We start from the raw sequence: 20,004 nt of genomic DNA on the forward strand, positions 1-20,004 counted from the left end.
GATTATTTTTTTGTCTCGTCTAATTCTTTATTAATTTGATCTTTCACTTCATTTTTAGCATCGTTAAATTCACGAATACCCTTGCCTAAGCCCTTCATTAATTCAGGTAATTTCTTTCCACCAAAGAATAATAATAAGGCAAGACCTATCAAAATCATTTCGCTTCCGCCCATGTTTCCCAAAAACAATAATATACTTGCTAAGTTCATTTTATTTTAAATTTAAATTATGTAAAGTTATTAAAAAAAATCCAATTTAAAGGCATTATTCTCTAGTTTTTGCAAATTCATCCACCTCTTGTTTGATAGAATTGAATAACCAAAGAACAAGTGCCAAATCATCTGTAAAACCAATTAATGGCAACACATCTGGTATAAAATCAAATGGCGATACGAAATAAGCCAAAACTGCCAAAATCTTTATCAGGGTCTTGGTGGGTATTTTACGATAAGTCCCTTGAATGTAGGCTTTAATCATCTCAGAAAACAACAAAACGTAATGATTTAAAAGATTAACAATGGTCATGTTTTTTTCAGAGGCCAATTCAGCAACTTTTTCTACACTAACTTTGACCAATTTCAACATACCAAGTTTATCATTTTTCAACAATACCTCTCCTTTTTCCAAGGCTTCTTTGAAGTATTTTGATTCAATAACGCGGTCTAATAGTTTCATAGTATCACAGAATAAAAATAAATATAACAATTTATTCCCATTATTATTATTTTTGTGAATTGAAAAATTTTTTAAATACATATAAACAATGAAAATAACTGTAGTTGGAGCAGGTGCAGTAGGTGCAACTTGTGCAGACAACATTGCCAGAAAAGAATTGGCAGATGAAGTAGTATTATTAGATATTAAAGAAGGTATTGCTGAAGGAAAAACATTAGATATGTTCCAATGCGCTTCTTTGATGGGTTTCGACACAAAATTAATCGGTTCTACAAACGATTATTCTAAAACAGCAAACTCAGATGTTGTTGTAATTACTTCTGGTTTACCAAGAAAACCAGGTATGACACGCGAAGAATTAATTGGTGTTAATGCAGGTATCGTAAAAAGTGTTGTTGAAAACATCTTAAAATACTCTAAAAACCCAATTATTGTTATCATTTCAAATCCAATGGATACCATGACGTATCTTGCAAAATCAGTAGCAGGATTAGACAAGCACCGTATCATCGGAATGGGCGGAACTTTAGATTCAGCTCGATTTAAGTGTTATTTATCAAAAGCAATGGATGTTTCTATCAATGATATTTCTGGAACAGTTATTGGTGGACATGGCGACACTACAATGATTCCTTTAACTCGTTTAGCTACATACAACGGAGTACCGGTTTCTCAATTCTTAGATGCAGATACTTTACAAAAAGTTGCTGCTGATACAATGGTAGGTGGTGCGACTTTAACAGGTTTATTAGGTACTTCAGCTTGGTATGCTCCTGGTGCTGCTGGTGCTGCATTAGTAGAAGCTATCGTTCGTGATGAGAAAAAAATCATGGCTTGTTGTGTTTCTCTTGATGGAGAATACGGACAAAAGGATATTTGCTTAGGCGTTCCAGTTGTTTTAGGTAAAAACGGTTGGGAAAAAATCGTTGATTATAAATTAACTGACGACGAGCAAGCTGCATTCAATAAATCTGCAGATGCAGTAAGAAACATGAATGCGGTGTTGGATACGCTTTCTCTTTAATTGTTAATTGTTAATTGTTAATTGTTAATTGTTAATTGTTAATTATAAATTTATATAACCTATAATTAACAATTAACAATTAACAATTATTTTGCTCTAATCGCTATTACAGGATCCAATTTAGCTGCAAACCAAGCAGGAATAATTCCAGATAGAACTCCAATAATACTTGAAATCACTAAACCTTTTGCCATATTGGCAATACTTAAACTCATAGGTAAAAATTCTTGAGGGATAAGTGTTATCATAAACACCAAAAATAATCCCACTACTCCACCTATCAAGCTTAAAAATACTGCTTCAAATAAAAATTGAAACAATATAAAATAGTTTTTAGCCCCTAATGACTTTTGAATTCCAATAATATTTGTCCTTTCCTTAACTGAAACAAACATAATATTTGCGATTCCAAATCCTCCAACTAATAAGGAAAATCCAGCTATTAAAGCACCTGCTAAATTTAAAGTGGTAAAAATGGAATCAAAAAATTGATTCATACCATCCAATCTATTGATGGAAAAATTTGCTTCTTCCTTTGGTTTTAAGGAACGTAAACTTCGTAATAAACCAATGATTTCAGCCTCTAATTCTTCCTGGTGGCTATCATTATCGAAAGCCTTAAATCCAAAATCTGCAGAAGGTTGAAATTTTTGAAAAGACTTGGCAAACGTTGTATAAGGAATAAAAACCTTTTCATCAGGTGAACCTCCCATAGATAAACCATCCTCCCCTTTGCGTTCCAAAATTCCAATAACTTGAAATTTAATCCCATTTAATTGGATCGTGTTACCAATTGCAGGAAGACCATTAAACAAATTTTCTGCAACTTTAGCACCAATTATAACTACATTTAAACCATTTTCGGATTCAATTGGTAAAAAGTATCTTCCAGTAAAAACCGGAATAGAAGTAATTTGATTGTAGTCATAAGAAGCACTGTTCAAATTAACTGTCATACTACTACTCCCATTAGAAACATTAATGGTTCGACCTCCATCAATTATTGCAACGGCAGAAGCTTTAGTTAAATTTTCTTTCAAATACTTAAATTCTGAATATTTCATTTCAGGTCTATTTAAATATTTCCACCATGGATAATTATTCGACATAATCCAAGGCCATTTTCCTACATAGATAACTCCAGTTCCAGCGAATGAATCTATGTCGTCCCGAATTTTTTTGTTTAAAGAATCAACTGCAGTAAAAACCGCCACAATAGCAAAAATACCTACACTTACTCCTAAAAGAGACAAGGTGGTGCGCATTACATTGGACTTTAAAGCTTGATATGCGAAAACTAGACTTTCAAAAATTTGTCGAAGCACAAGGATAAATTAAATTTTCCTAAATTACACAGATTGTTTTAAAGTTTTGAAAAATTCGGATAAAAGTACATATACAAGGCTAAGTGGATGTATCTTTGTAAGATTGGAGAATAATTAATAATTTATTTAATGAGTATTACAGAAAGAAATATAACTTCCTTAAAAGAAACCTTTTTAGGAGAGGTTTATTTAGATAATTCTCCCGAAAGTGAATTGCAAAAAAGAATTTATGCTACTGATGCATCGGTATATCAGGTTAAACCCAAAGGTGTAGTAAAACCGTACACTAAAAAGGATATTCAGCGTATTATTCAATTTGCCAATCAAACAGAAAACAAAATAATTCCAAGAGCAGCTGGAACCTCATTGGCAGGTCAAGTTGTTGGCAGCGATATTGTTGTTGAGGTATCAAAAAATTTCAATAAGATTTTAGAAATAAATCCAAAAGAAAAATCAGTTTGGGTTGAACCAGGAATTATTCGAGATGATTTAAATAATCAATTAAAAGAATATAACTTATTTTTTGGTCCTGAAACCTCTACTGCTAATCGAGCACAAATTGGTGGAATGCTAGGAAATAATTCCTGTGGATTACATTCAATAGCTTGGGGAAATACCCGAGATCATGCATTAGAATTAAAAGCATATTTAAGTGATGGTTCAGAAATCCACACTAAAGAATTAAGTTTAGAAGAGTTCTATGCTAAAACTCAACTGAAAAATTTAGAAGGAAAAATATATTCTGAAATTCATAGGCTTTTAAATAATCCAGAAATTCAGGAATTAATTGAACAAAATTTTCCCAAAAAATCCATCAAAAGAAGAAATTCTGGCTATTCATTGGACGCTCTATTAGAGATGCAACCCTTTAAACCCAATGGAAAAAATTTCAATCTTTCTGCCCTTTTAACTGGCTCTGAAGGAACTTTGGCATTTGTTCATTCAGCCAAATTAAATTTAATTGAAAGTCCAGAAAAAGAAGTAAAACTTTTATGTATTCATTGCCATTCTGTTCAAGAAGCAATGCTAGCTAACATTGAAGCATTAAAATTAGAACCATTAGCTTCAGAGTTGGTTGATGATTTCATATTGTCCTTTACAAAAGGACATCCTTTATTTGAAAAAGATAGAGATTTTATTCAGGGTGACCCTGCTGCAATTTTAATGGTAGAATTTAGAAATTCGGATGAAAGTAAACTCACAGAAAAAGTAAATAGCCTCATCAAACAATTATCAGAATTAAACATTGGATATGCTTATCCTATTTTATCTAATGAGGCGATTGCACATGGTTGGGAAATTAGAAAAGCTGGATTGGGTCTAATTCGAAATTTAGTAGCTGATGAACAAGCAGTAAATCTTATTGAAGATTGTGCGGTAGATCCACTGGATTTACCTTATTACGTTGCAGACATTGAAAACTTACTTAAAAAACATGAAGTAAAAGCTGCCTTTTATGCTCACGCAGGAGCAGGTGAATTGCATATTGAGCCATTTTTGGATTTAAAAACTACAGAAGGAAGAAGAAAATTTCGAGAGATTCTTTCTGAAACAGTTGAAATACTCAAAAAATACAAAGGTGCATTAAGTGGAGAACATGGGGATGGTCGCTTAAGAGGTGAATTTATTCCTCAACTAATGGGAGAAAAAGTATATCAATTATTCAAAGACATTAAAAATTTATTTGATCCAAAAAATATATTAAATCCCGGAAAAATAGTTTACACCCCTCCTATGGATGAGGATTTCAGATTTGAAATTAACAAATCAATCAAATTTGAAAATCTAATTTTTGATTATGGCGAAATAAATAATCCTTTACGATTAGTAGAGAAATGTTCAGGCTCAGGTGATTGTAAAAAATCACATCTATCGGGTGGCACTTTGTGTCCTAGTTACATGGCAACCCTAAATGAAAAAAATAGCACACGGGGACGGGCCAATGTATTACGACAAATTTTAACAGAATCAAATACAAACGGATTTGAAAATAAAGAATTAAATGAAGTTTTAGATTTGTGCTTATCTTGTAAGGCGTGTCTGACAGAGTGTCCTTCTGGAGTTGACATTGCACAATTAAAAGCTGAAGTACTAGCTCAACAATATGAGAAAAAAGGAATTCCTTTCAAGGTTCAAATGATTGGGCACTTTCCTAAAATTCAAGCATTTTTCAGCCCAATTGCACCACTATATAATCTGGCTATTTCCTTACCTATTATTTCCAATTTAATCAAATTAAGTTTAGGCTTTTCTCAAAAAAGAAGTTTGCCAAAATTACATTTTCAAACCTTAGAATCATGGTTTAATTCCTATACAAATAGGAACCAAAATCAGAATTTTTCTAATGGGAAGATAGTTTTATTAGCTGATGAATTTACGAATTTCAATGATGTAGAAATTGGACAAAAAGCTGTTAAACTTTTAAATCAATTAGGATACGAGGTTTTAATTCCTTCAAATATTGTTTCGGGTCGCTCCTATTTATCAAAAGGTATGGTAAAAACAGCCAAGAAATTGATGGAAGATAATTATGATACTCTTTCCAATCCCGAATTCTCTAATTTACCTATTGTTGGAATAGAACCAAGTGCATTGGTAACTTTTAAAGATGAAGGTCCTAAAATAGTTTCTAAAAATTTTAACGCAATTGCTTTAGAAATTAAAAGTAGAACCCTATTAATTGATGATTTTATAAGTGATGAATTCAAAAAGGGGAAAATTTTAAAATCAAATTTCACTCAAGAATCCCGAAAAATAAAAATACATGGACATTGTCACCAAAAATCTGTTTTAGGATTAAGTAAAACAAGGTTAGCCTTGGAAATTCCAGAAAATTATTCAACCGAATTGATTCCTTCAGGATGTTGTGGAATGGCTGGTTCTTTTGGGTATGAGGCAAAAAAATTTGATTTATCACAAAAAATAGCTGAATTGGTTTTGTTTCCAAGCCTCAGAAAAATACAAAAAGGTGAAATCATTGCAAGTAATGGTACATCTTGTCGCCACCAAATTAAGGATGGACTAAAGTTAGAAGGCAAACATACAGTAGAAATTTTATTTGATGCACTAAAAAAATGATACAATTTAATTTATCCTTATTTATAGATAATAAAATTGAGCAACAGGCGATTACTGCTTTGACCAAAATTATTTTACCTGAATTAAAAAAATGGAAAGATATTAAGGCTACTCATTTATTTTCGATTGATTCGCATCAAGAAAAGGATTCGATAGGTTTAAGTATTCAATGCCTTATACCAAATTCAAAAGAGAAAGAGATACAGGATAAAATTGTTCAATTAATAAACGGCTTTTTTCAGGCTGAATTCCCAAATCAATTTGTCTATTTCTCAAGCCAATTAAGTCTTAAATATTCCAATCAATTGGATTAATATTGTTTTTTTCTAAGTATTCATTGGCATTTTTAAAACAATTTGAACCGAACCACCCACCCTTATTGGCTCCTAATGGTGAAGGATGTGCCGTTTTAATAATAAGGTGTTTTTGTGCATCTATTAAATTTTCAAATTTATGCGCAAAATTTCCCCAAAGCAGAAATACCAAATTTTCTTTTCGATCACTCAATACTTGAACAGCATTTTTTGTTAACTCTTGCCAACCTAAATTTACGTGTGAATTTGGCTCAGATTCTCGAACAGTTAAACAAGCATTTAATAAAAGTACCCCTTGCTTAGCCCAATTAACTAAACTACCTGAAGGTCTAAAATTTATTTGATTATACTCTAAATCTATTTCTTTAAAAATATTTTTCAAAGAGGGTGGAAAGGCAACACCTTCTGCAACAGAAAAAGATAACCCTTCAGCTTGACCTTTTTGGTGATATGGATCTTGTCCAATAATTACCACCTTGGTTTCATGAAAAGAACAAAGATTAAAGGCATTAAATATTTTTTCTATGGGAGGATAAATAATATACTTATCAATTTCTACCTGTAAAATGGTATTCAAAGAATCCCAAAACGCATTTAAAGACAAAGGTAAAAGAACATTTTTCCAATCATTTGTAAACAAATCTTGTAACTTTGTTGTATTAATAGAATTCATGAGCGAGGCAATTTCAAACGGTTTTGTAATAAAAGTAGAAACAACACAATTGTTGAACCAAGCAATACAAAAGCCTTTTATTCATTTTTTTAGTTATCAAATTACCATAAAAAACCTCAATCCCTTCCCTGCAAAATTAATTGGTAGATTTTGGAAAATATGGGAAATGGGTGGAAAAATTGAACAAGTTTCTGGTTTAGGCGTAGTAGGTTTACAACCCATTATAGAACCCAATACTTCTTTTACCTATACTTCTGGATGTCCACTTACCACAAATTTAGGGAAAATGTCGGGGCATTATAGCTTTACTAATGTACAATCGGGTGAAAACTTTCTGGTAAAAATTCCACCTTTTGAATTAATAGCGAATAACTTATTAAATTAATGTATCAGTTAATTCAAAGAATCATATTTTTTTTAAAAGCTCAAACAGCACATGGATTGCATTCCCCCTTAGTATTTGACTTATATACAAAGGTAATCAACCCCAATTTATGGCCGTTTCAAAAAGACATTTTTGATGTTGAACTCGAAAAATTTATTGAAAGTAAATTCGAATTAAAATCATTTAAGTTATTAAAAATCAACAACATAAATGAATTAAATAATTTTAATCCTACTAAAAATCAGGTGGTCTTAATACATGAACCCTTTAGAAATAAGCTATTTAAAGAAAAAGTAGAATTAGTAGCTCAAAATGAATTCTTTAATTACATTATTCACTTTTTCCATGGGTCAATATTTATTTCGAGCGAATTGGCACCCCGACAAACATTTTATTTGAAACACATGCAATAAAAAAAGGGCCGAAGCCCTTTTTCTTATTTTCCTTTCGCAACTTCCACCATCACTCTTCTACCCTTAATTGTTGCCCCAACCATTTTATCAACAACGTCTTTCACATATTCTTTCGGTACATCTACATAGGTATGTCTATTTTCAATTTGAATATGTCCTAATGCATTACCTGGAATACCGGTTTCTCCAGCAAAAGCACCAACAATATTTGAAGGGCTAATTTTTTCATTGAAACCAATATTTACAAACAAACGAACCATGTTATCATCTGAACGATATGGTTTTCCTTCACGGTCGAAACGTGGACCTCTATCTCCTCCGCGGTCACGATCTCTTCCTCGGTCATCTCGACCATAACTTCCTCCTCTTCTATCTCCACCACGGTCTCTTTCAAATCGACCAGCTCCTCTGCGATCTCTGTCTCTATCACCTCTACCCCCACGATCATCGCGATCACGACCATATTTTCTAGATTGACGATCTAACTCTCCATCAAGGTTTTCATCTGCAAATTCATTTTTTGCAACCCCCATGTTCATTTTCACCAATGCTGAAACAACTTGTTCCGTACTGCATCCTGCATGGTGTAAAGCTTCTAAAACATCATCAAATAGCTCTAATCCACCTTCCTCAATAGTTTCTTTAACCCTTTCAATGAACATTCCCTTTTTAATACCAACTACGTCAGTAAAGGTTGGAATTACACCTTTTTCAATTTTCACTTTGGTGTAGTTCATGATTTCGCGCAAACGATTTCTTTCAGAACCAACCACTAAAGTAAATGCCTTACCCGATTTACCTGCGCGACCTGTACGGCCAATACGGTGTACATAATATTCTTCATCTAAAGGAATATCGTAATTAATAACTCCATCTACATTGTCAACATCCAAACCACGTGCAGCAACATCTGTAGCAACGAGAATATTTACAGAACCTGAACGAAAACGGTTCATAACCTGCGTACGTTGATTTTGTCTTAAATCACCATGCAAACCCTCTGCAGCATATCCACGATTCATTAATTCTTCAACAACCTCATCCACACGTTTTTTCTGATTACAGAAAATCAATAACAATTTTAAATTGTAAAAGTCGATTAAACGAGTGGTAACTTCCATTTTCGCTTTTCCTTTTACATCAAAATAAAGTTGTTCAATATTATCATTTGTGATTTCGTTTTTAACAACCTTCACTAATTTTGGATTAGTTAAATAACGATTTGTTAAAGCCATAATAGGCTTAGACATTGTAGCAGAAAATAATACAGTCTGGCGCTCATCAGGTAATTCTTCCAAGATACTTTCAATATCTTCTCGGAATCCCATATCTAACATTTCATCAGCCTCATCTAAAACGATTTTAGTAGCACGCTCTAATTTTAAAGCCCTGCGCTCAATTAAGTCAATCACACGACCAGGAGTACCCACAACAATGTTTGCTCCGGCTTTTAAAGACTTAATTTGACGCTCAATGGAATCTCCACCATAAACAGTTGTCACCCAAACACCTTTAATGTGCTTAGAAAGTTTCTTCATTTCCTCTGTTACCTGCAATGCAAGTTCACGCGTAGGACAAAGAATAATTGCTTGAACATATTTTTCAAAAGGAACAACATGCTCAATTAAAGGAATACCAAATGCTGCTGTTTTTCCAGTACCCGTTTGGGCCTGACCAATTACATCTCTTCCTTCCAAAACGAAAGGAATTGCTTCTGATTGAATGGGTGAAGCAAATTCAAAACCCATTTCTTTTACTGCTTCCATGATACCCTCAGATAAAGAGAGCTCATCAAAACGAACTTTTTGACTCATATCAATAATTAATTACGGTGATAAACACATCCGTAGTTAACTCTTGACCTAAAATCCCAAAAGGATAAATATAAACAAAAAGAGTTTCGCGGATGTATTTTGTACAAATAAAATGCAAAACTACTTCATTTTCATTAGAATAGCAAGAAAATTGTATTTTTTTAATATTTTACTTCGAGACCCTAAATACAACTTGCGCATTTAATGCGATTGAATTGTCGGGTTTCACCTCCAAGGTACCCGATTTAACTTCAATTCGAATTGGTGACAATCCTTCCCCAACTAATCGATTTTTCAAAATAAAACCCCGCTTTAAAGCAGCTTTAGTTCCCTGGTCTGAAAAAGTAAAAATTTCTAACTTAGAATTTTTATTCGTTTGTAAACCCTCAACGAATCGTTTGAAAAAATAATCTTTAGTAGTACTTATTTGATCGTTCGAGTTATCAAAAGAAAATTCATAAGTAGGAAGTAATAACTTTTCAGTTTGAGTTGAATCCATTAAAAATGAATGCAAAGTTACAATTGCGGATTGTTTAGGTAAAACAAAATCCTTACCACCTGGCCAAGCAAGTATTTGTGTTGAATCCGAATCTAATTTGGCAGAATCTACCACAGCTTGAGTTAGACTATCATTTAATTTATTTAAACTATCTAAAGGGATTATTTCCTCCGATTCAAAACTAACCTCCTCCTCGTTTGATTTTCGAACCAGAAAAAACAAGGAAATTCCAACAAATATTAAAATAACCAAAGCTATACCAATATTTTTTGCACTTAATATAGCAGAAAAATTAGTCTCCGAATATTTCTCAACATCTTCATTAGACGTATTCAATGAATCTAAATCCACTTTAAGTACATCATTTAATAATAAAATATCAATAATTACTTTCTGAATTTCTGGAGAAATATGATCTGAGAATTGAGATTTAGATTGTATTACATTTTGACAAAAAGCAGTAAAATCCGAAAGAGTATCTTCTTCTTTTTTAAACTCAATAACTAAGACTCCTAAGAAAAAAGCTAGCCCTTTCATTACAACTGAACTTTTGCAATTCAATTTTTGGGATATTTGAAGGGCTAATGCACTTTTTTTATCAGGGAATAAAATACCCATAACTGATTCCCCATAGGCTACAATTGTGCCTTCTTGCTTACCAATACTCTCCGCTGTCTCAATTGAAATATCAGCTTTTACCTTATGCTTCAAAAAATTAATCAAAGCATTATAGCGAATACGATTGGAAATAAGTTTTAGAATTCCTCCAACGGCAATAGACTGAAAAATTGGGATTAATTTATTTACCTCTCCTTCCTTCTCTCTCGTAAGAACTTGAATTCGCTGATTTACAAGTTTTAAAACATCTTCCCCAATAGTAACAATCATTTCTAAAATAAATTTTTCGCAAAACTACTATTGTTTTTTTAACTTTACTTTATGAAAAAGATTTTATTTATTGATAGAGACGGAACAATTATTATTGAACCGCCTATTGATTTCCAAGTTGACAGTCTAGAAAAGTTAGAATTTGTTCCAAAATCCATCTCAAATCTCGCTAAAATTCAAAATGAAACAGATTTTGAATTTGTCATGGTAACGAACCAAGATGGTTTAGGAACCGATTCATTTCCTGAAGAAACATTCTGGCCTGCACAAAATAAAATGATTTCTATCCTACATTCTGAAAACATTCAATTTGGCAATATTCACATCGATTCAAGTTTTCCAGAAGAAAACAAACCTACCCGAAAACCTGGTACAGGGATGCTAAGTGAATATTTTGGGGAAACTTATGATTTAGCTAATTCTTTTGTAATTGGTGACCGATTGACCGATTTAGAGTTAGCAAAAAATCTTGGTGCGAAAGGTATTATCATTGGTAATATGGAAGTCCCAACTAATTTGAAACCCTATTTGGCACTTCAAACAAACTACTGGGACGAAATTTATTTCTTTCTTCGTGTACCAGAGAGAAAAATAATTCATACACGCATTACACATGAAACTCAAATTCAGATTGAATTAAATTTAGACGGAAAAGGAGTTTGTAGTATTTCAACAGGAATTCCTTTTTTCGACCACATGTTAGAACAAATAGGAAAACATGGTTCTATTGATTTAACTATTCAAGCTAAAGGTGATTTACATATCGATGAACATCATACCATAGAAGACACTGGTATTGCCCTTGGTGAAGCCATTGCATTGGCATTAGGTAATAAAAAAGGCATTAACCGCTACGGATTCCTACTACCAATGGATGATTGTTTGGCTCAAGTAGCCCTAGATTTCGGTGGTAGAAACTGGCTCGTTTGGGAGGCAGAATTTAAACGTGAAATGATTGGACAAATGCCAACAGAAATGTTTTATCATTTCTTTAAGTCATTTTCTGATGCATCTAAATCTAATTTAAATATCAAGGCAGAAGGAGAAAATGAACACCATAAAATTGAAGCCATTTTTAAAGCTTTTGCAAAAGCAATTCGATTAGCTGTTCAAAGAGATTTAAAAAATTTAGATTCTTTACCGAGTACCAAAGGAATACTTTAAAAAATTATTTAACTTTGTAAAAAATTAAAAAACACATGGGATATTCAGGAGCAGCATTTTTTATTGTACTATTTGCAATTTCAATTGTTATAGGATCAAAACTTCAGAAAATTTATAAAGAGAGAGGAAAGTAATCCTCTCTTTTTTTATAAAAATCCCTCATCTACAAAACTTAAATACTTATTATCACCTACTATTAAATGGTCAATAAGTTTTACATCTAAGTTTTTCCCAGCTTCATTGATTTTTTCTGTTAATTGTTTATCCGCCTGACTTGGAATTAAATTTCCAGAGGGGTGATTATGCACCACGATTATTGAAGATGCTAGGTAATTTACAGCGGCCTTAAATAAGAGCTTTAAATCAACTAGAGTACCTGCCACCCCACCTTGACTTAACTTTTCTATTTTCAAAACTCGAGACGCCCGATTGAGATAAAGCACCCAAAATTCTTCATGATTTAATTCTTGAAAAATGGGTCGAAACAACTGAAAAGCATCAGCACTTGATTGAATTTTAGTCAATGTATTTTTTGCCTCAAAAGATGCAATCCGCTTTCCTAATTCAAAACAAGCTGCTAATTGAATTGCTTTGGCAACGCCAATCCCCTTAAATTTTTGGAAATCTTCAATTTGAAGTCGGGAAAGATAAGTTAAATCTCCTTGTACAAATTCTAATATTTCTGAGGATAAAACTAAAACAGATTTCGAAGGAATTCCTGAGCCTAAAAGAATGGCAATCAATTCAGAATTGTTTAAAAATTCTTTTCCAATATTTTTTAGTTTTTCTCTGGGGCGGTCCTCAACCCGAAAATCTTGAACCCGTTTATAAGTATATTGATTAGTGGTCATTTTCTTTTCAAGATAGGCATAAAAAACAAAAAGCCCATCTTTCGACAGGCTTTTATCAGTATCTTGGTAATCTACAATTAAGCAGCTAATTTATTAACTAATTTCGCTAATTTAGATTTTTGGTTGGCAGCTTTATTCTTGTGGATAATGTTCTTCTTTGCTAATTTATCTAAAGCAGAAGAAACTTGCTTGAATAAATCTACGATAACCAATTTATCAGTCGTAGCTCTTAATTTCTTGATTAATGTACGAGTTGATTTGTGCTGATAACGGTTGCGTAAACGCTTTGCTTCATTTGCTCTAATTCTCTTAATTGCTGATTTATGATTTGCCATTGCTAAAAAATAATTTCTCTTTTCTAAAATTGAAATGCAAAATTAAGTAATTTTTAAATAAATATCAATACTAACCACAAAAAAATACAAATGAAATCTACAATTCTATTTCTCTTGGCTTTACTTTTAATTCCAATGATCCTATTTTCAGCACCTTGGGGATTTTTTGCTCATAAAAAAATCAATCAGTTGGCCATTTATTCTGTCCCCACGCCCTTCAACATATTTCTAAAAAAACATTCTCTCCTACTGCAAGAATATGCAGTTTTACCTGATGAGCGCCGCTACATAATGGAAGAAGAAGCCCAAAGACATTACATTGATTTAGACCATTATGATTTAACAAAAATTAAATTTTTGAATCTTAAAGAGGCAGAAAGTAAATATAATAAGGATAGCTTATCTGCACATGGAATTGTAGTTTGGCATATACCCATTGCTTATGAAAAATTAAAATTTGCATTAGCCGAAAAAAACATAGAAAAAATTATTAAATACGCCGCAGAATTGGGACATTATGTGGCAGATGCGCACGTTCCGCTTCATACCACCTCTAATTATGATGGACAAAAAACTGGACAAACAGGTATCCATAGCTTCTGGGAATCAAGAATTCCAGAAATTTTAAATCAAGATTTGGAAGAATGGTTAGGCCAAGCAAAATATATTTCAAACGTACAGCAAGAAGCCTGGGAGTATGTTTTAGGATCAAACGTCCTTGTGAATAAACTACTTGAATCCGAAAAAAAACTTTCTAATAATACAGCAGCTAGTAAAAAATATACATTTGAACAAAAAGGCAAAACCTTGATAAAAACCTATTCAAAAGAATATTCTCTCGCCTACCACAAATTATTAAATAGAAGCATTGAAAATAGATTTTCAGCAGCCGTTCTAGCTGTTTCTAGCCTTTGGTATTCTGCTTGGTTAGAAGCGGGACAACCAAATTTGAATTAATTTTTGCAATTTTGTAAAATGAAAATAGAAAAGTTTATCAAATTAAAACCCGGCAAAGAAGGACCTCTTAAAAGGTTTCATCCTTGGGTATTTTCGGGTGCTATCCAACAACAAAGCAAAGATTTAGTAGATGGAGATTGGGTAGAGGTGTTGGATTTCAAAAACAATTTTTTAGGAATTGGACATTTTCATTTTGGAAGTATTTCAGTAAAAGTAATTTCCTTTACCCCTATTGAATCTTTTGAAAATCTATGGACAGAGAAAATTCAAAATGCTAAAAATTTAAGAGAATCACTCCCCATTGGCGATACGAATGCCTATAGATTAATTCATGGAGAAGGAGATGCATGTCCAGGTTTAATTATAGATTTCTATAATGGGGTTTTTGTTATTCAAGCACATAGCATAGGAATTCATAAAAACATTGAACTAATTAAGGAGGCTATTTTAAAGGTATTTGGCAAAAAAAATGTTATTGCAATCTTTGACAAAAGCAAGGAAACTTTGCCAACTGAATATGCCTCTGGCATTAGTAATAATTATTTGGTGGGAAGTGCAGATGTTCCTTTTAGCGTAAAAGAAAATGGAATTAAGTTTGCTATAAACTGGGTAACTGGTCAAAAAACTGGATTTTTCTTAGACCAAAGGGATAACAGAGAACTTTTAGCACGATTTGCAAAAGGGAAAGATGTGTTAAATACCTTTTGCTATTCTGGAGGATTTAGCCTTTATGCCTTACAAGCTGGTGCAAATAAAGTAATTTCTTTAGATGCATCGGCAAAGGCTATTGATTTAGTAAAGGAAAACATTCAACTGAATCATTTTGAGAAATTCAATCACGAAGCCATTGTGGGCGAAACACTACCTTTTTTACGTCAAAATAAAGAATTGTTCGACATCATTGTTTTAGACCCTCCTGCTTTTGCCAAATCATTAAATACCAAACACAAGGCATTACAAGGATACCAACGAATAAATGAATTAGCTATGCAACAAATTAAACCCAACGGTTTATTGTTCACCTTTTCATGCTCCCAAGTAATTACTCGAGATTTATTTTATAATATGTTGGTGGCATCTGCTATTCAATGTGGAAGAGAAATTCAAGTCATACACCAAATGAATCAAGGGGCTGATCATCCAGTAAATATTTACCATCCAGAAAGTCATTATTTAAAAGGATTTGTATTACGAATAAAATAAAAAAAGGAGGCCATTGCCTCCTTTTTTGTTAAAAACTTAAGGGATTTAATCAATAAATCTAAATAATCTACTCCATCTGATTTTTCCAGAGAATAATCCTTTATTCGGATCTAAGGACATCCAAATAAATACAGGTTTACCAACTACGTGGTCATAAGGAACAAATCCCCAAAAACGTGAATCTGCCGAATTGTGTCGATTGTCACCCATCATGAAATAATAATCTTGTTTAAAGGTGTAATCTGTTAAAATAACACCATCTTTTTTGATTTTACTACCCTCAATTGTAATTCCTTCATTAGATTCATACTTTTGAATTGCTTCTCCATAAGTAGAAACATTTTGAGGAGTTAAAACAATTTTCATTCCCTTAGCTGGAACTTTTAATGGACCATAAAAATCACGATTCCATTTAAAATTAGTAGTATCATGCGGAAAGAAATCTGGAGCTGTCAAACCTTTTGGGTCTTTAAATGAATTATAGTCAACTGTAGCACCTTTTAATCGAGCTACAATTTCATTTACAACAGTTTTACTTGCATTCACCTTATAGCCTACTAATGAATTAGTTGAATCAGCCAAAGGAGCCCAATCGGCAGCTTCTAAATTATTGTACACATCTGGGGCGTTTCTAACTCCATATTCATCAAAAAAGGCATCATCAAGAACCTCTTTGGTTTTAATAAAAACAGGATGTTGCATTCTCTCAGGATTAGCCATTGCTTTTCCGTTGACAAAAACTTGTTGATCACGCACTTCTAAAACATCTCCGGGAGTACCAATACATCTTTTTACATAAAACGTACGTAAATCCACTGGTGCATCACCATCTACTTCGTAATTAGGCACATTGAAAACTACAGGATCTCCTGATTTTATGGAAGAAAAACCTGGTAAACGATAAATTGGCAAATTCAACCATCTCAAATAACTTGGAATATCAGTAAACCATATTTTTTGGTGAGTTAATGGCAATTGCAAAGGTGTTTTAGGTGTTCTGACTCCGTAATGCAATTTACTCACAAACAAAAAATCACCAACCATCAATGAGCTTTCCATGGATGGTGTTGGAATTGTATAAGCCTCAAATAAAAAGAAACGAATCAAAGTTGCTGCCACTACAGCAAATGTTACAGAATCTAACCATTCTCTAAATGGCGATTTTTGTTTTTTAGGTTTGGTATTTGTATTCATAATTTATAATTCATAACTCATAATTCCAAAAGGTTTTCCATTCCAAGAATACCTTTTTTATCTTTTACCCATTCTGCTGCGATTACTGCACCTAAAGCAAAACCTTTTCGAGAAAAGGCTTCATGTGTGATTTCTATCTGGTCGACTTTTGATATATATTTTACTGTATGCGTTCCAGGTATAATCGATTCTCTTTGGCTCCAAATTGCAACTTCATTTTCCTCAGGAATTTCATTATTTACCCATTTTGTTTTAGTTGGATAAGCATCAATAATACCTTCAGCTACTGTAATAGCAGTTCCACTTGGACTATCCTTTTTTTCTAAGTGATGAATCTCGTTGGTGTAAATATCATATTCCGAATGATTTTTCATTAAACCAGCTAAAAACTTATTCAATTTAAAGAATAAATTAACGCCAATGGAATAATTAGAAGCATAAAAGAAAGTAGAGTTGTTAACTTTTGTTAAATCCTCTATTTCTGCTCTTTTTTCTAACCAACCCGTAGTTCCACAAACCACTGGAATATTTTTTTCAATACATTTAACTAAATTTCCGAAAGCTGAAATAGGATTTGAAAACTCAATGGCTACATCAACGTCCTGAATAGACAATTGATCTAAATCATCCTGATTATCAACATCGATTTTAGCAACGATTGAGTGACCTCTTTCTACGGCGATTTTCTCAATCTCCTTACCCATTTTCCCGTATCCAATTAATACTATTCTCATGCTATTTATTTTAACTGAAATGTCAGGTTAATTCCTGCCATCAAATTATTTTGATATGGATTAAAATCAAATTTAGGTTTTAATTTCAAGCTAATATCGTCTGAAATGTCAAATGTACGCAAATGTGCGCTAACATTTGCATCTACAACGTTAAATGCCCAGGCAACAAACATTCCAATGTAGGTATAGTCGCGATTTCGATGAAATCCATCTACAATCCTTTTAAGTTGATTGGCATCCAAATCCCTTGCTACTCCATCTTCATAAGTTACAGATACGGTAGAGGGCGGTGAATAACTTGTATCTTCTGGATGTGGAGAAACTATCCAGTAATAATCTTTATATTTTTGATATCTATCATTATTATATTTTGCAATTAAACCCAAGGTTATAAATGCACCCGCTACCAAAGGTAATTTCCAATATTGACGATTATAGGCTTGCCCCAGCCCTGGTAATATTAAGGAACGAATTGTAGCAACACGTGGAATAATTTTATGTTTTGGTATTTTGGATAACGAAATAGTATCCATTTTACTTTTTTGAAGCGTGTCAATAGTAATATCTTTTGAAAGCAAAGATTGAGAAAGGAATAAAAACAAAAAAAAGAAACTTGAACGAGAAATCATCTATTTTTGAATACTTTTCAACAATTCGTTTAACTCATCTTGCGAATTGAAAGGAATTTTAATTTCACCTTTTCCCTGTTCATTAATTTTGAAACTAACTTTCGCATGAAAGAATTGTGCAAAAGCAGCTTGATATTTTTTTACATCGTTTGCATTAAAATCTCCTCCTTTAGGTAAAATACTAGGTGAATTAGGCTCACGAATTGCTTGTTCTAATTTCCTAACCGACCACTCTTCTGCAATACAACGTTCAAAAAGATTCATCTGAAGTTCAGAATCATCTAAAGAAACCAAACATCTTGCATGCCCCATAGATAATTTTCCGTCACGAATTGAAATTTGAATTTCAATTGGCAATTTTAATAATCGAAGATAATTAGTAACCGTTGATCTATTTTTACCTACACGTTGACCAAGTTCCTCCTGCTTCAAGCTACACTCATCCATCAATAATTTGTAGGATTGTGCTATTTCCATGGCATTTAAATTCTCCCGTTGAATATTTTCAATGAGAGCCATTTCAATCATTTGTTGTTCGTCTGCTGTACGAACATAAGCAGGTATTTTATCTAAACCAGCAATTTTTGAGGCTTGTAAACGTCTTTCACCTGAAATTAATTGAAATTTCTTAGGTGCAATTTTACGTACTGTAATAGGCTGGATAATACCTTGAACTCTAATGGACTCTGCTAATTCTTGTAGCGCTTCTTGTTCAAAATGCTCCCTTGGTTGATATGGATTAGTTTCTATAAAATTCAATGGAATTTCTTCCATCATACCAATTGATTCAATCCCATTTCCTAATTCATTGTTCAAATTAGAACCCAAAACACTGCTAGAATCTTCCAACAATGCACTTAATCCTCTACCTAATCCAATTCTTTTCTTTGAATTTGCCTCTTGTTTTGCGCTCATATACTATACGGTTTCTAACAACCCGTTTTTTCTAACTATTTCTTTTGCCAAATTCAAATAACTAATGGAACCTTTACTTTCTGCATCATGTAAAATAGCAGGAATTCCAAAACTTGGGGACTCCGACAAACGAATATTTCTTGGAATTATTGTATCAAATACCATGTTTTTGAAATGTGAATTCACCTCATTAACCACCTGATTGGAAAGTCGAAGTCGTAAATCATACATGGTCAACAATATCCCTTCAATTACTAATTTAGTATTTAATCTAGATTGAATAATTTTAATCGTGTTTAACAATTTACCTAGGCCTTCTAAAGCATAATACTCACATTGTACAGGAATAATTACAGAATCTGCTGCAGTTAAACTATTTATAGTAATTAAACCGAGTGAAGGACTACAATCCATAATGATAAAATCATATTGATTGCGAATAGGCTCCAACACTTCCCTCATTTTACCTTCACGATTAGCCAAATTAATCATTTCTATTTCCGCACCAACCAAATCAATATGAGAAGGAATAATTTCTAAATTAGGCAATTCGGTTGCGATAATACTTTCAGAAATACCTGCAAGTCCCACCATGCACTCATAAATACTATTTTTAACTTCTTTGGGATTCAAACCTAAACCAGAAGTGGAATTAGCTTGTGGATCAGCATCAATTATGAGTGTTTTATAATCCAAAGCTGCTAAACTTGCCGACAAATTTATGGCTGTGGTGGTTTTACCAACGCCTCCTTTTTGGTTAGCAATTGCAATGATCTTACCCATATTACTGATTTATGATTTGGCTCAAACGAGGAAACAATATTACAAAATTCCTCGGAATTTTTTGGAGGCTATTACCGAATTTTAACATATTTATTTTCTTTATCTACTTCTATCAAATAGAAACATATTGATATTAAATTGTAAATTGCCG

At 32.7% G+C, this 20,004-nt stretch carries 20 protein-coding genes; 7 read left to right on the forward strand and 13 right to left on the reverse strand.

Translation table 11 applies throughout. The features are described from left to right. Positions 1-2: 2 nt before the first annotated feature. On the reverse strand, positions 3-209 hold the full coding sequence (locus EOJ36_RS02155; protein ID WP_127802372.1) for a Sec-independent protein translocase subunit TatA/TatB: 207 nt from the start codon (positions 207-209) through the stop codon (positions 3-5). Positions 210-264: 55 nt separating this feature from the next. Next, positions 265-675: a YkvA family protein gene (locus tag EOJ36_RS02160; RefSeq protein WP_164847812.1), complete on the reverse strand. Its 411-nt coding sequence runs from the start codon at positions 673-675 to the stop codon at positions 265-267. An 88-nt stretch (positions 676-763) separates the two neighbouring features. On the opposite strand from EOJ36_RS02160, the gene mdh reads away from it, so the two are divergent. Beyond that, entirely contained in the window at positions 764-1,699 is a 936-nt protein-coding gene (mdh, locus tag EOJ36_RS02165) for a malate dehydrogenase (RefSeq protein WP_127802374.1), read from the forward strand. An 86-nt stretch (positions 1,700-1,785) separates the two neighbouring features. Here mdh and EOJ36_RS02170 read toward each other — a convergent pair whose 3' ends face one another. Beyond that, entirely contained in the window at positions 1,786-2,964 is a 1,179-nt protein-coding gene (locus EOJ36_RS02170) for an ABC transporter permease (RefSeq protein WP_127802375.1), read from the reverse strand. Positions 2,965-3,153: 189 nt separating this feature from the next. On the opposite strand from EOJ36_RS02170, the gene EOJ36_RS02175 reads away from it, so the two are divergent. Together EOJ36_RS02175 and EOJ36_RS02180 are read left to right on the forward strand one after the other, a co-directional pair. Beyond that, complete coding sequence (locus tag EOJ36_RS02175; RefSeq protein WP_127802376.1) at positions 3,154-6,102, forward strand: FAD-binding and (Fe-S)-binding domain-containing protein; 2,949 nt, start codon at positions 3,154-3,156, stop codon at positions 6,100-6,102. Then, positions 6,099-6,416 carry a hypothetical protein gene (locus tag EOJ36_RS02180; RefSeq protein WP_127802377.1) on the forward strand — a complete coding sequence of 106 codons (318 nt, stop codon included), beginning with the start codon at positions 6,099-6,101 and terminating at the stop codon, positions 6,414-6,416. Before EOJ36_RS02175 ends, EOJ36_RS02180 begins: the two co-directional genes overlap by 4 nt. On the opposite strand, the gene EOJ36_RS02185 is transcribed toward EOJ36_RS02180, so the two are convergent. Continuing rightward, entirely contained in the window at positions 6,391-7,089 is a 699-nt protein-coding gene (locus EOJ36_RS02185; protein ID WP_127802378.1) for a uracil-DNA glycosylase, read from the reverse strand. The genes EOJ36_RS02180 and EOJ36_RS02185 overlap by 26 nt on opposite strands. On the opposite strand from EOJ36_RS02185, the gene apaG reads away from it, so the two are divergent. Next, positions 7,088-7,474, forward strand: a complete 387-nt coding sequence (gene apaG, locus EOJ36_RS02190) for a Co2+/Mg2+ efflux protein ApaG (protein WP_164847813.1) — start codon at positions 7,088-7,090, stop codon at positions 7,472-7,474. The genes EOJ36_RS02185 and apaG overlap by 2 nt on opposite strands. 436 nt (positions 7,475-7,910) lie before the next feature. On the opposite strand, the gene EOJ36_RS02200 is transcribed toward apaG, so the two are convergent. Both EOJ36_RS02200 and EOJ36_RS02205 read right to left on the reverse strand, forming a co-directional pair. After that, positions 7,911-9,701 (reverse strand): DEAD/DEAH box helicase, encoded by a 1,791-nt coding sequence (locus EOJ36_RS02200; protein WP_127802380.1) that lies wholly within the window; start codon positions 9,699-9,701, stop codon positions 7,911-7,913. A gap of 169 nt (positions 9,702-9,870) precedes the next feature. Further along, positions 9,871-11,088: a hypothetical protein gene (locus tag EOJ36_RS02205; protein ID WP_127802381.1), complete on the reverse strand. Its 1,218-nt coding sequence runs from the start codon at positions 11,086-11,088 to the stop codon at positions 9,871-9,873. Between the two features lie 51 nt (positions 11,089-11,139). Here EOJ36_RS02205 and hisB point away from each other — a divergent pair, with 51 nt between their 5' ends. Then, entirely contained in the window at positions 11,140-12,252 is a 1,113-nt protein-coding gene (hisB, locus tag EOJ36_RS02210; RefSeq protein ID WP_127802382.1) for a bifunctional histidinol-phosphatase/imidazoleglycerol-phosphate dehydratase HisB, read from the forward strand. 146 nt (positions 12,253-12,398) lie between these two features. Here the strand turns inward: hisB and radC are convergent, their stop codons facing one another. After that, positions 12,399-13,103: a RadC family protein gene (gene radC, locus EOJ36_RS02215; protein WP_127802383.1), complete on the reverse strand. Its 705-nt coding sequence runs from the start codon at positions 13,101-13,103 to the stop codon at positions 12,399-12,401. Between the two features lie 77 nt (positions 13,104-13,180). Next, positions 13,181-13,438, reverse strand: a complete 258-nt coding sequence (gene rpsT / locus EOJ36_RS02220) for a 30S ribosomal protein S20 (protein ID WP_127802384.1) — start codon at positions 13,436-13,438, stop codon at positions 13,181-13,183. Positions 13,439-13,528: 90 nt separating this feature from the next. On the opposite strand from rpsT, the gene EOJ36_RS02225 reads away from it, so the two are divergent. Both EOJ36_RS02225 and EOJ36_RS02230 read left to right on the forward strand, forming a co-directional pair. Further along, entirely contained in the window at positions 13,529-14,395 is an 867-nt protein-coding gene (locus tag EOJ36_RS02225; protein ID WP_127802385.1) for a zinc dependent phospholipase C family protein, read from the forward strand. An 18-nt stretch (positions 14,396-14,413) separates the two neighbouring features. Then, entirely contained in the window at positions 14,414-15,598 is a 1,185-nt protein-coding gene (locus EOJ36_RS02230) for a class I SAM-dependent rRNA methyltransferase (protein WP_127802386.1), read from the forward strand. 45 nt (positions 15,599-15,643) lie between these two features. On the opposite strand, the gene lepB is transcribed toward EOJ36_RS02230, so the two are convergent. Genes lepB through EOJ36_RS02255 form a run of 5 tightly spaced genes read right to left on the reverse strand, consistent with a single transcriptional unit; the run spans position 15,644 to position 19,853 of the window. Then, positions 15,644-16,792: a signal peptidase I gene (lepB, locus tag EOJ36_RS02235; protein ID WP_127802387.1), complete on the reverse strand. Its 1,149-nt coding sequence runs from the start codon at positions 16,790-16,792 to the stop codon at positions 15,644-15,646. A 17-nt stretch (positions 16,793-16,809) separates the two neighbouring features. Then, positions 16,810-17,526 carry a 4-hydroxy-tetrahydrodipicolinate reductase gene (gene dapB / locus EOJ36_RS02240; RefSeq protein ID WP_127802388.1) on the reverse strand — a complete coding sequence of 239 codons (717 nt, stop codon included), beginning with the start codon at positions 17,524-17,526 and terminating at the stop codon, positions 16,810-16,812. Positions 17,527-17,531: 5 nt separating this feature from the next. After that, positions 17,532-18,155 (reverse strand): DUF5683 domain-containing protein, encoded by a 624-nt coding sequence (locus EOJ36_RS02245; RefSeq protein ID WP_127802389.1) that lies wholly within the window; start codon positions 18,153-18,155, stop codon positions 17,532-17,534. Further along, positions 18,156-19,070: a ParB/RepB/Spo0J family partition protein gene (locus EOJ36_RS02250; RefSeq protein ID WP_127802390.1), complete on the reverse strand. Its 915-nt coding sequence runs from the start codon at positions 19,068-19,070 to the stop codon at positions 18,156-18,158. It abuts the gene before it with no gap. 3 nt (positions 19,071-19,073) lie between these two features. Continuing rightward, positions 19,074-19,853 carry a ParA family protein gene (locus tag EOJ36_RS02255; RefSeq protein WP_127802391.1) on the reverse strand — a complete coding sequence of 260 codons (780 nt, stop codon included), beginning with the start codon at positions 19,851-19,853 and terminating at the stop codon, positions 19,074-19,076. Between the last annotated feature and the right edge of the window lie 151 nt (positions 19,854-20,004).

This window comes from Sandaracinomonas limnophila (genome assembly GCF_004005965.1).
Lineage (GTDB): Bacteria > Bacteroidota > Bacteroidia > Cytophagales > Spirosomataceae > Sandaracinomonas > Sandaracinomonas limnophila.

Bases quoted from the DNA above. Each gene is read 5' to 3' on its own strand.
- EOJ36_RS02155 (WP_127802372.1), bottom strand. From the start codon at position 209: ATGAACTTAGCAAGTATATTATTGTTTTTGGGAAACATGGGCGGAAGC.
- EOJ36_RS02160 (WP_164847812.1), bottom strand. From the start codon at position 675: ATGAAACTATTAGACCGCGTTATTGAATCAAAATACTTCAAAGAAGCC.
- mdh (WP_127802374.1), top strand. From the start codon at position 764: ATGAAAATAACTGTAGTTGGAGCAGGTGCAGTAGGTGCAACTTGTGCA.
- EOJ36_RS02170 (WP_127802375.1), bottom strand. From the start codon at position 2,964: ATGCGCACCACCTTGTCTCTTTTAGGAGTAAGTGTAGGTATTTTTGCT.
- EOJ36_RS02175 (WP_127802376.1), top strand. From the start codon at position 3,154: ATGAGTATTACAGAAAGAAATATAACTTCCTTAAAAGAAACCTTTTTA.
- EOJ36_RS02180 (WP_127802377.1), top strand. From the start codon at position 6,099: ATGATACAATTTAATTTATCCTTATTTATAGATAATAAAATTGAGCAA.
- apaG (WP_164847813.1), top strand. From the start codon at position 7,088: ATGAGCGAGGCAATTTCAAACGGTTTTGTAATAAAAGTAGAAACAACA.
- EOJ36_RS02185 (WP_127802378.1), bottom strand. From the start codon at position 7,089: ATGAATTCTATTAATACAACAAAGTTACAAGATTTGTTTACAAATGAT.
- EOJ36_RS02200 (WP_127802380.1), bottom strand. From the start codon at position 9,701: ATGAGTCAAAAAGTTCGTTTTGATGAGCTCTCTTTATCTGAGGGTATC.
- EOJ36_RS02205 (WP_127802381.1), bottom strand. From the start codon at position 11,088: ATGATTGTTACTATTGGGGAAGATGTTTTAAAACTTGTAAATCAGCGA.
- hisB (WP_127802382.1), top strand. From the start codon at position 11,140: ATGAAAAAGATTTTATTTATTGATAGAGACGGAACAATTATTATTGAA.
- radC (WP_127802383.1), bottom strand. From the start codon at position 13,103: ATGACCACTAATCAATATACTTATAAACGGGTTCAAGATTTTCGGGTT.
- rpsT (WP_127802384.1), bottom strand. From the start codon at position 13,438: ATGGCAAATCATAAATCAGCAATTAAGAGAATTAGAGCAAATGAAGCA.
- EOJ36_RS02225 (WP_127802385.1), top strand. From the start codon at position 13,529: ATGAAATCTACAATTCTATTTCTCTTGGCTTTACTTTTAATTCCAATG.
- EOJ36_RS02230 (WP_127802386.1), top strand. From the start codon at position 14,414: ATGAAAATAGAAAAGTTTATCAAATTAAAACCCGGCAAAGAAGGACCT.
- lepB (WP_127802387.1), bottom strand. From the start codon at position 16,792: ATGAATACAAATACCAAACCTAAAAAACAAAAATCGCCATTTAGAGAA.
- dapB (WP_127802388.1), bottom strand. From the start codon at position 17,526: ATGAGAATAGTATTAATTGGATACGGGAAAATGGGTAAGGAGATTGAG.
- EOJ36_RS02245 (WP_127802389.1), bottom strand. From the start codon at position 18,155: ATGATTTCTCGTTCAAGTTTCTTTTTTTTGTTTTTATTCCTTTCTCAA.
- EOJ36_RS02250 (WP_127802390.1), bottom strand. From the start codon at position 19,070: ATGAGCGCAAAACAAGAGGCAAATTCAAAGAAAAGAATTGGATTAGGT.
- EOJ36_RS02255 (WP_127802391.1), bottom strand. From the start codon at position 19,853: ATGGGTAAGATCATTGCAATTGCTAACCAAAAAGGAGGCGTTGGTAAA.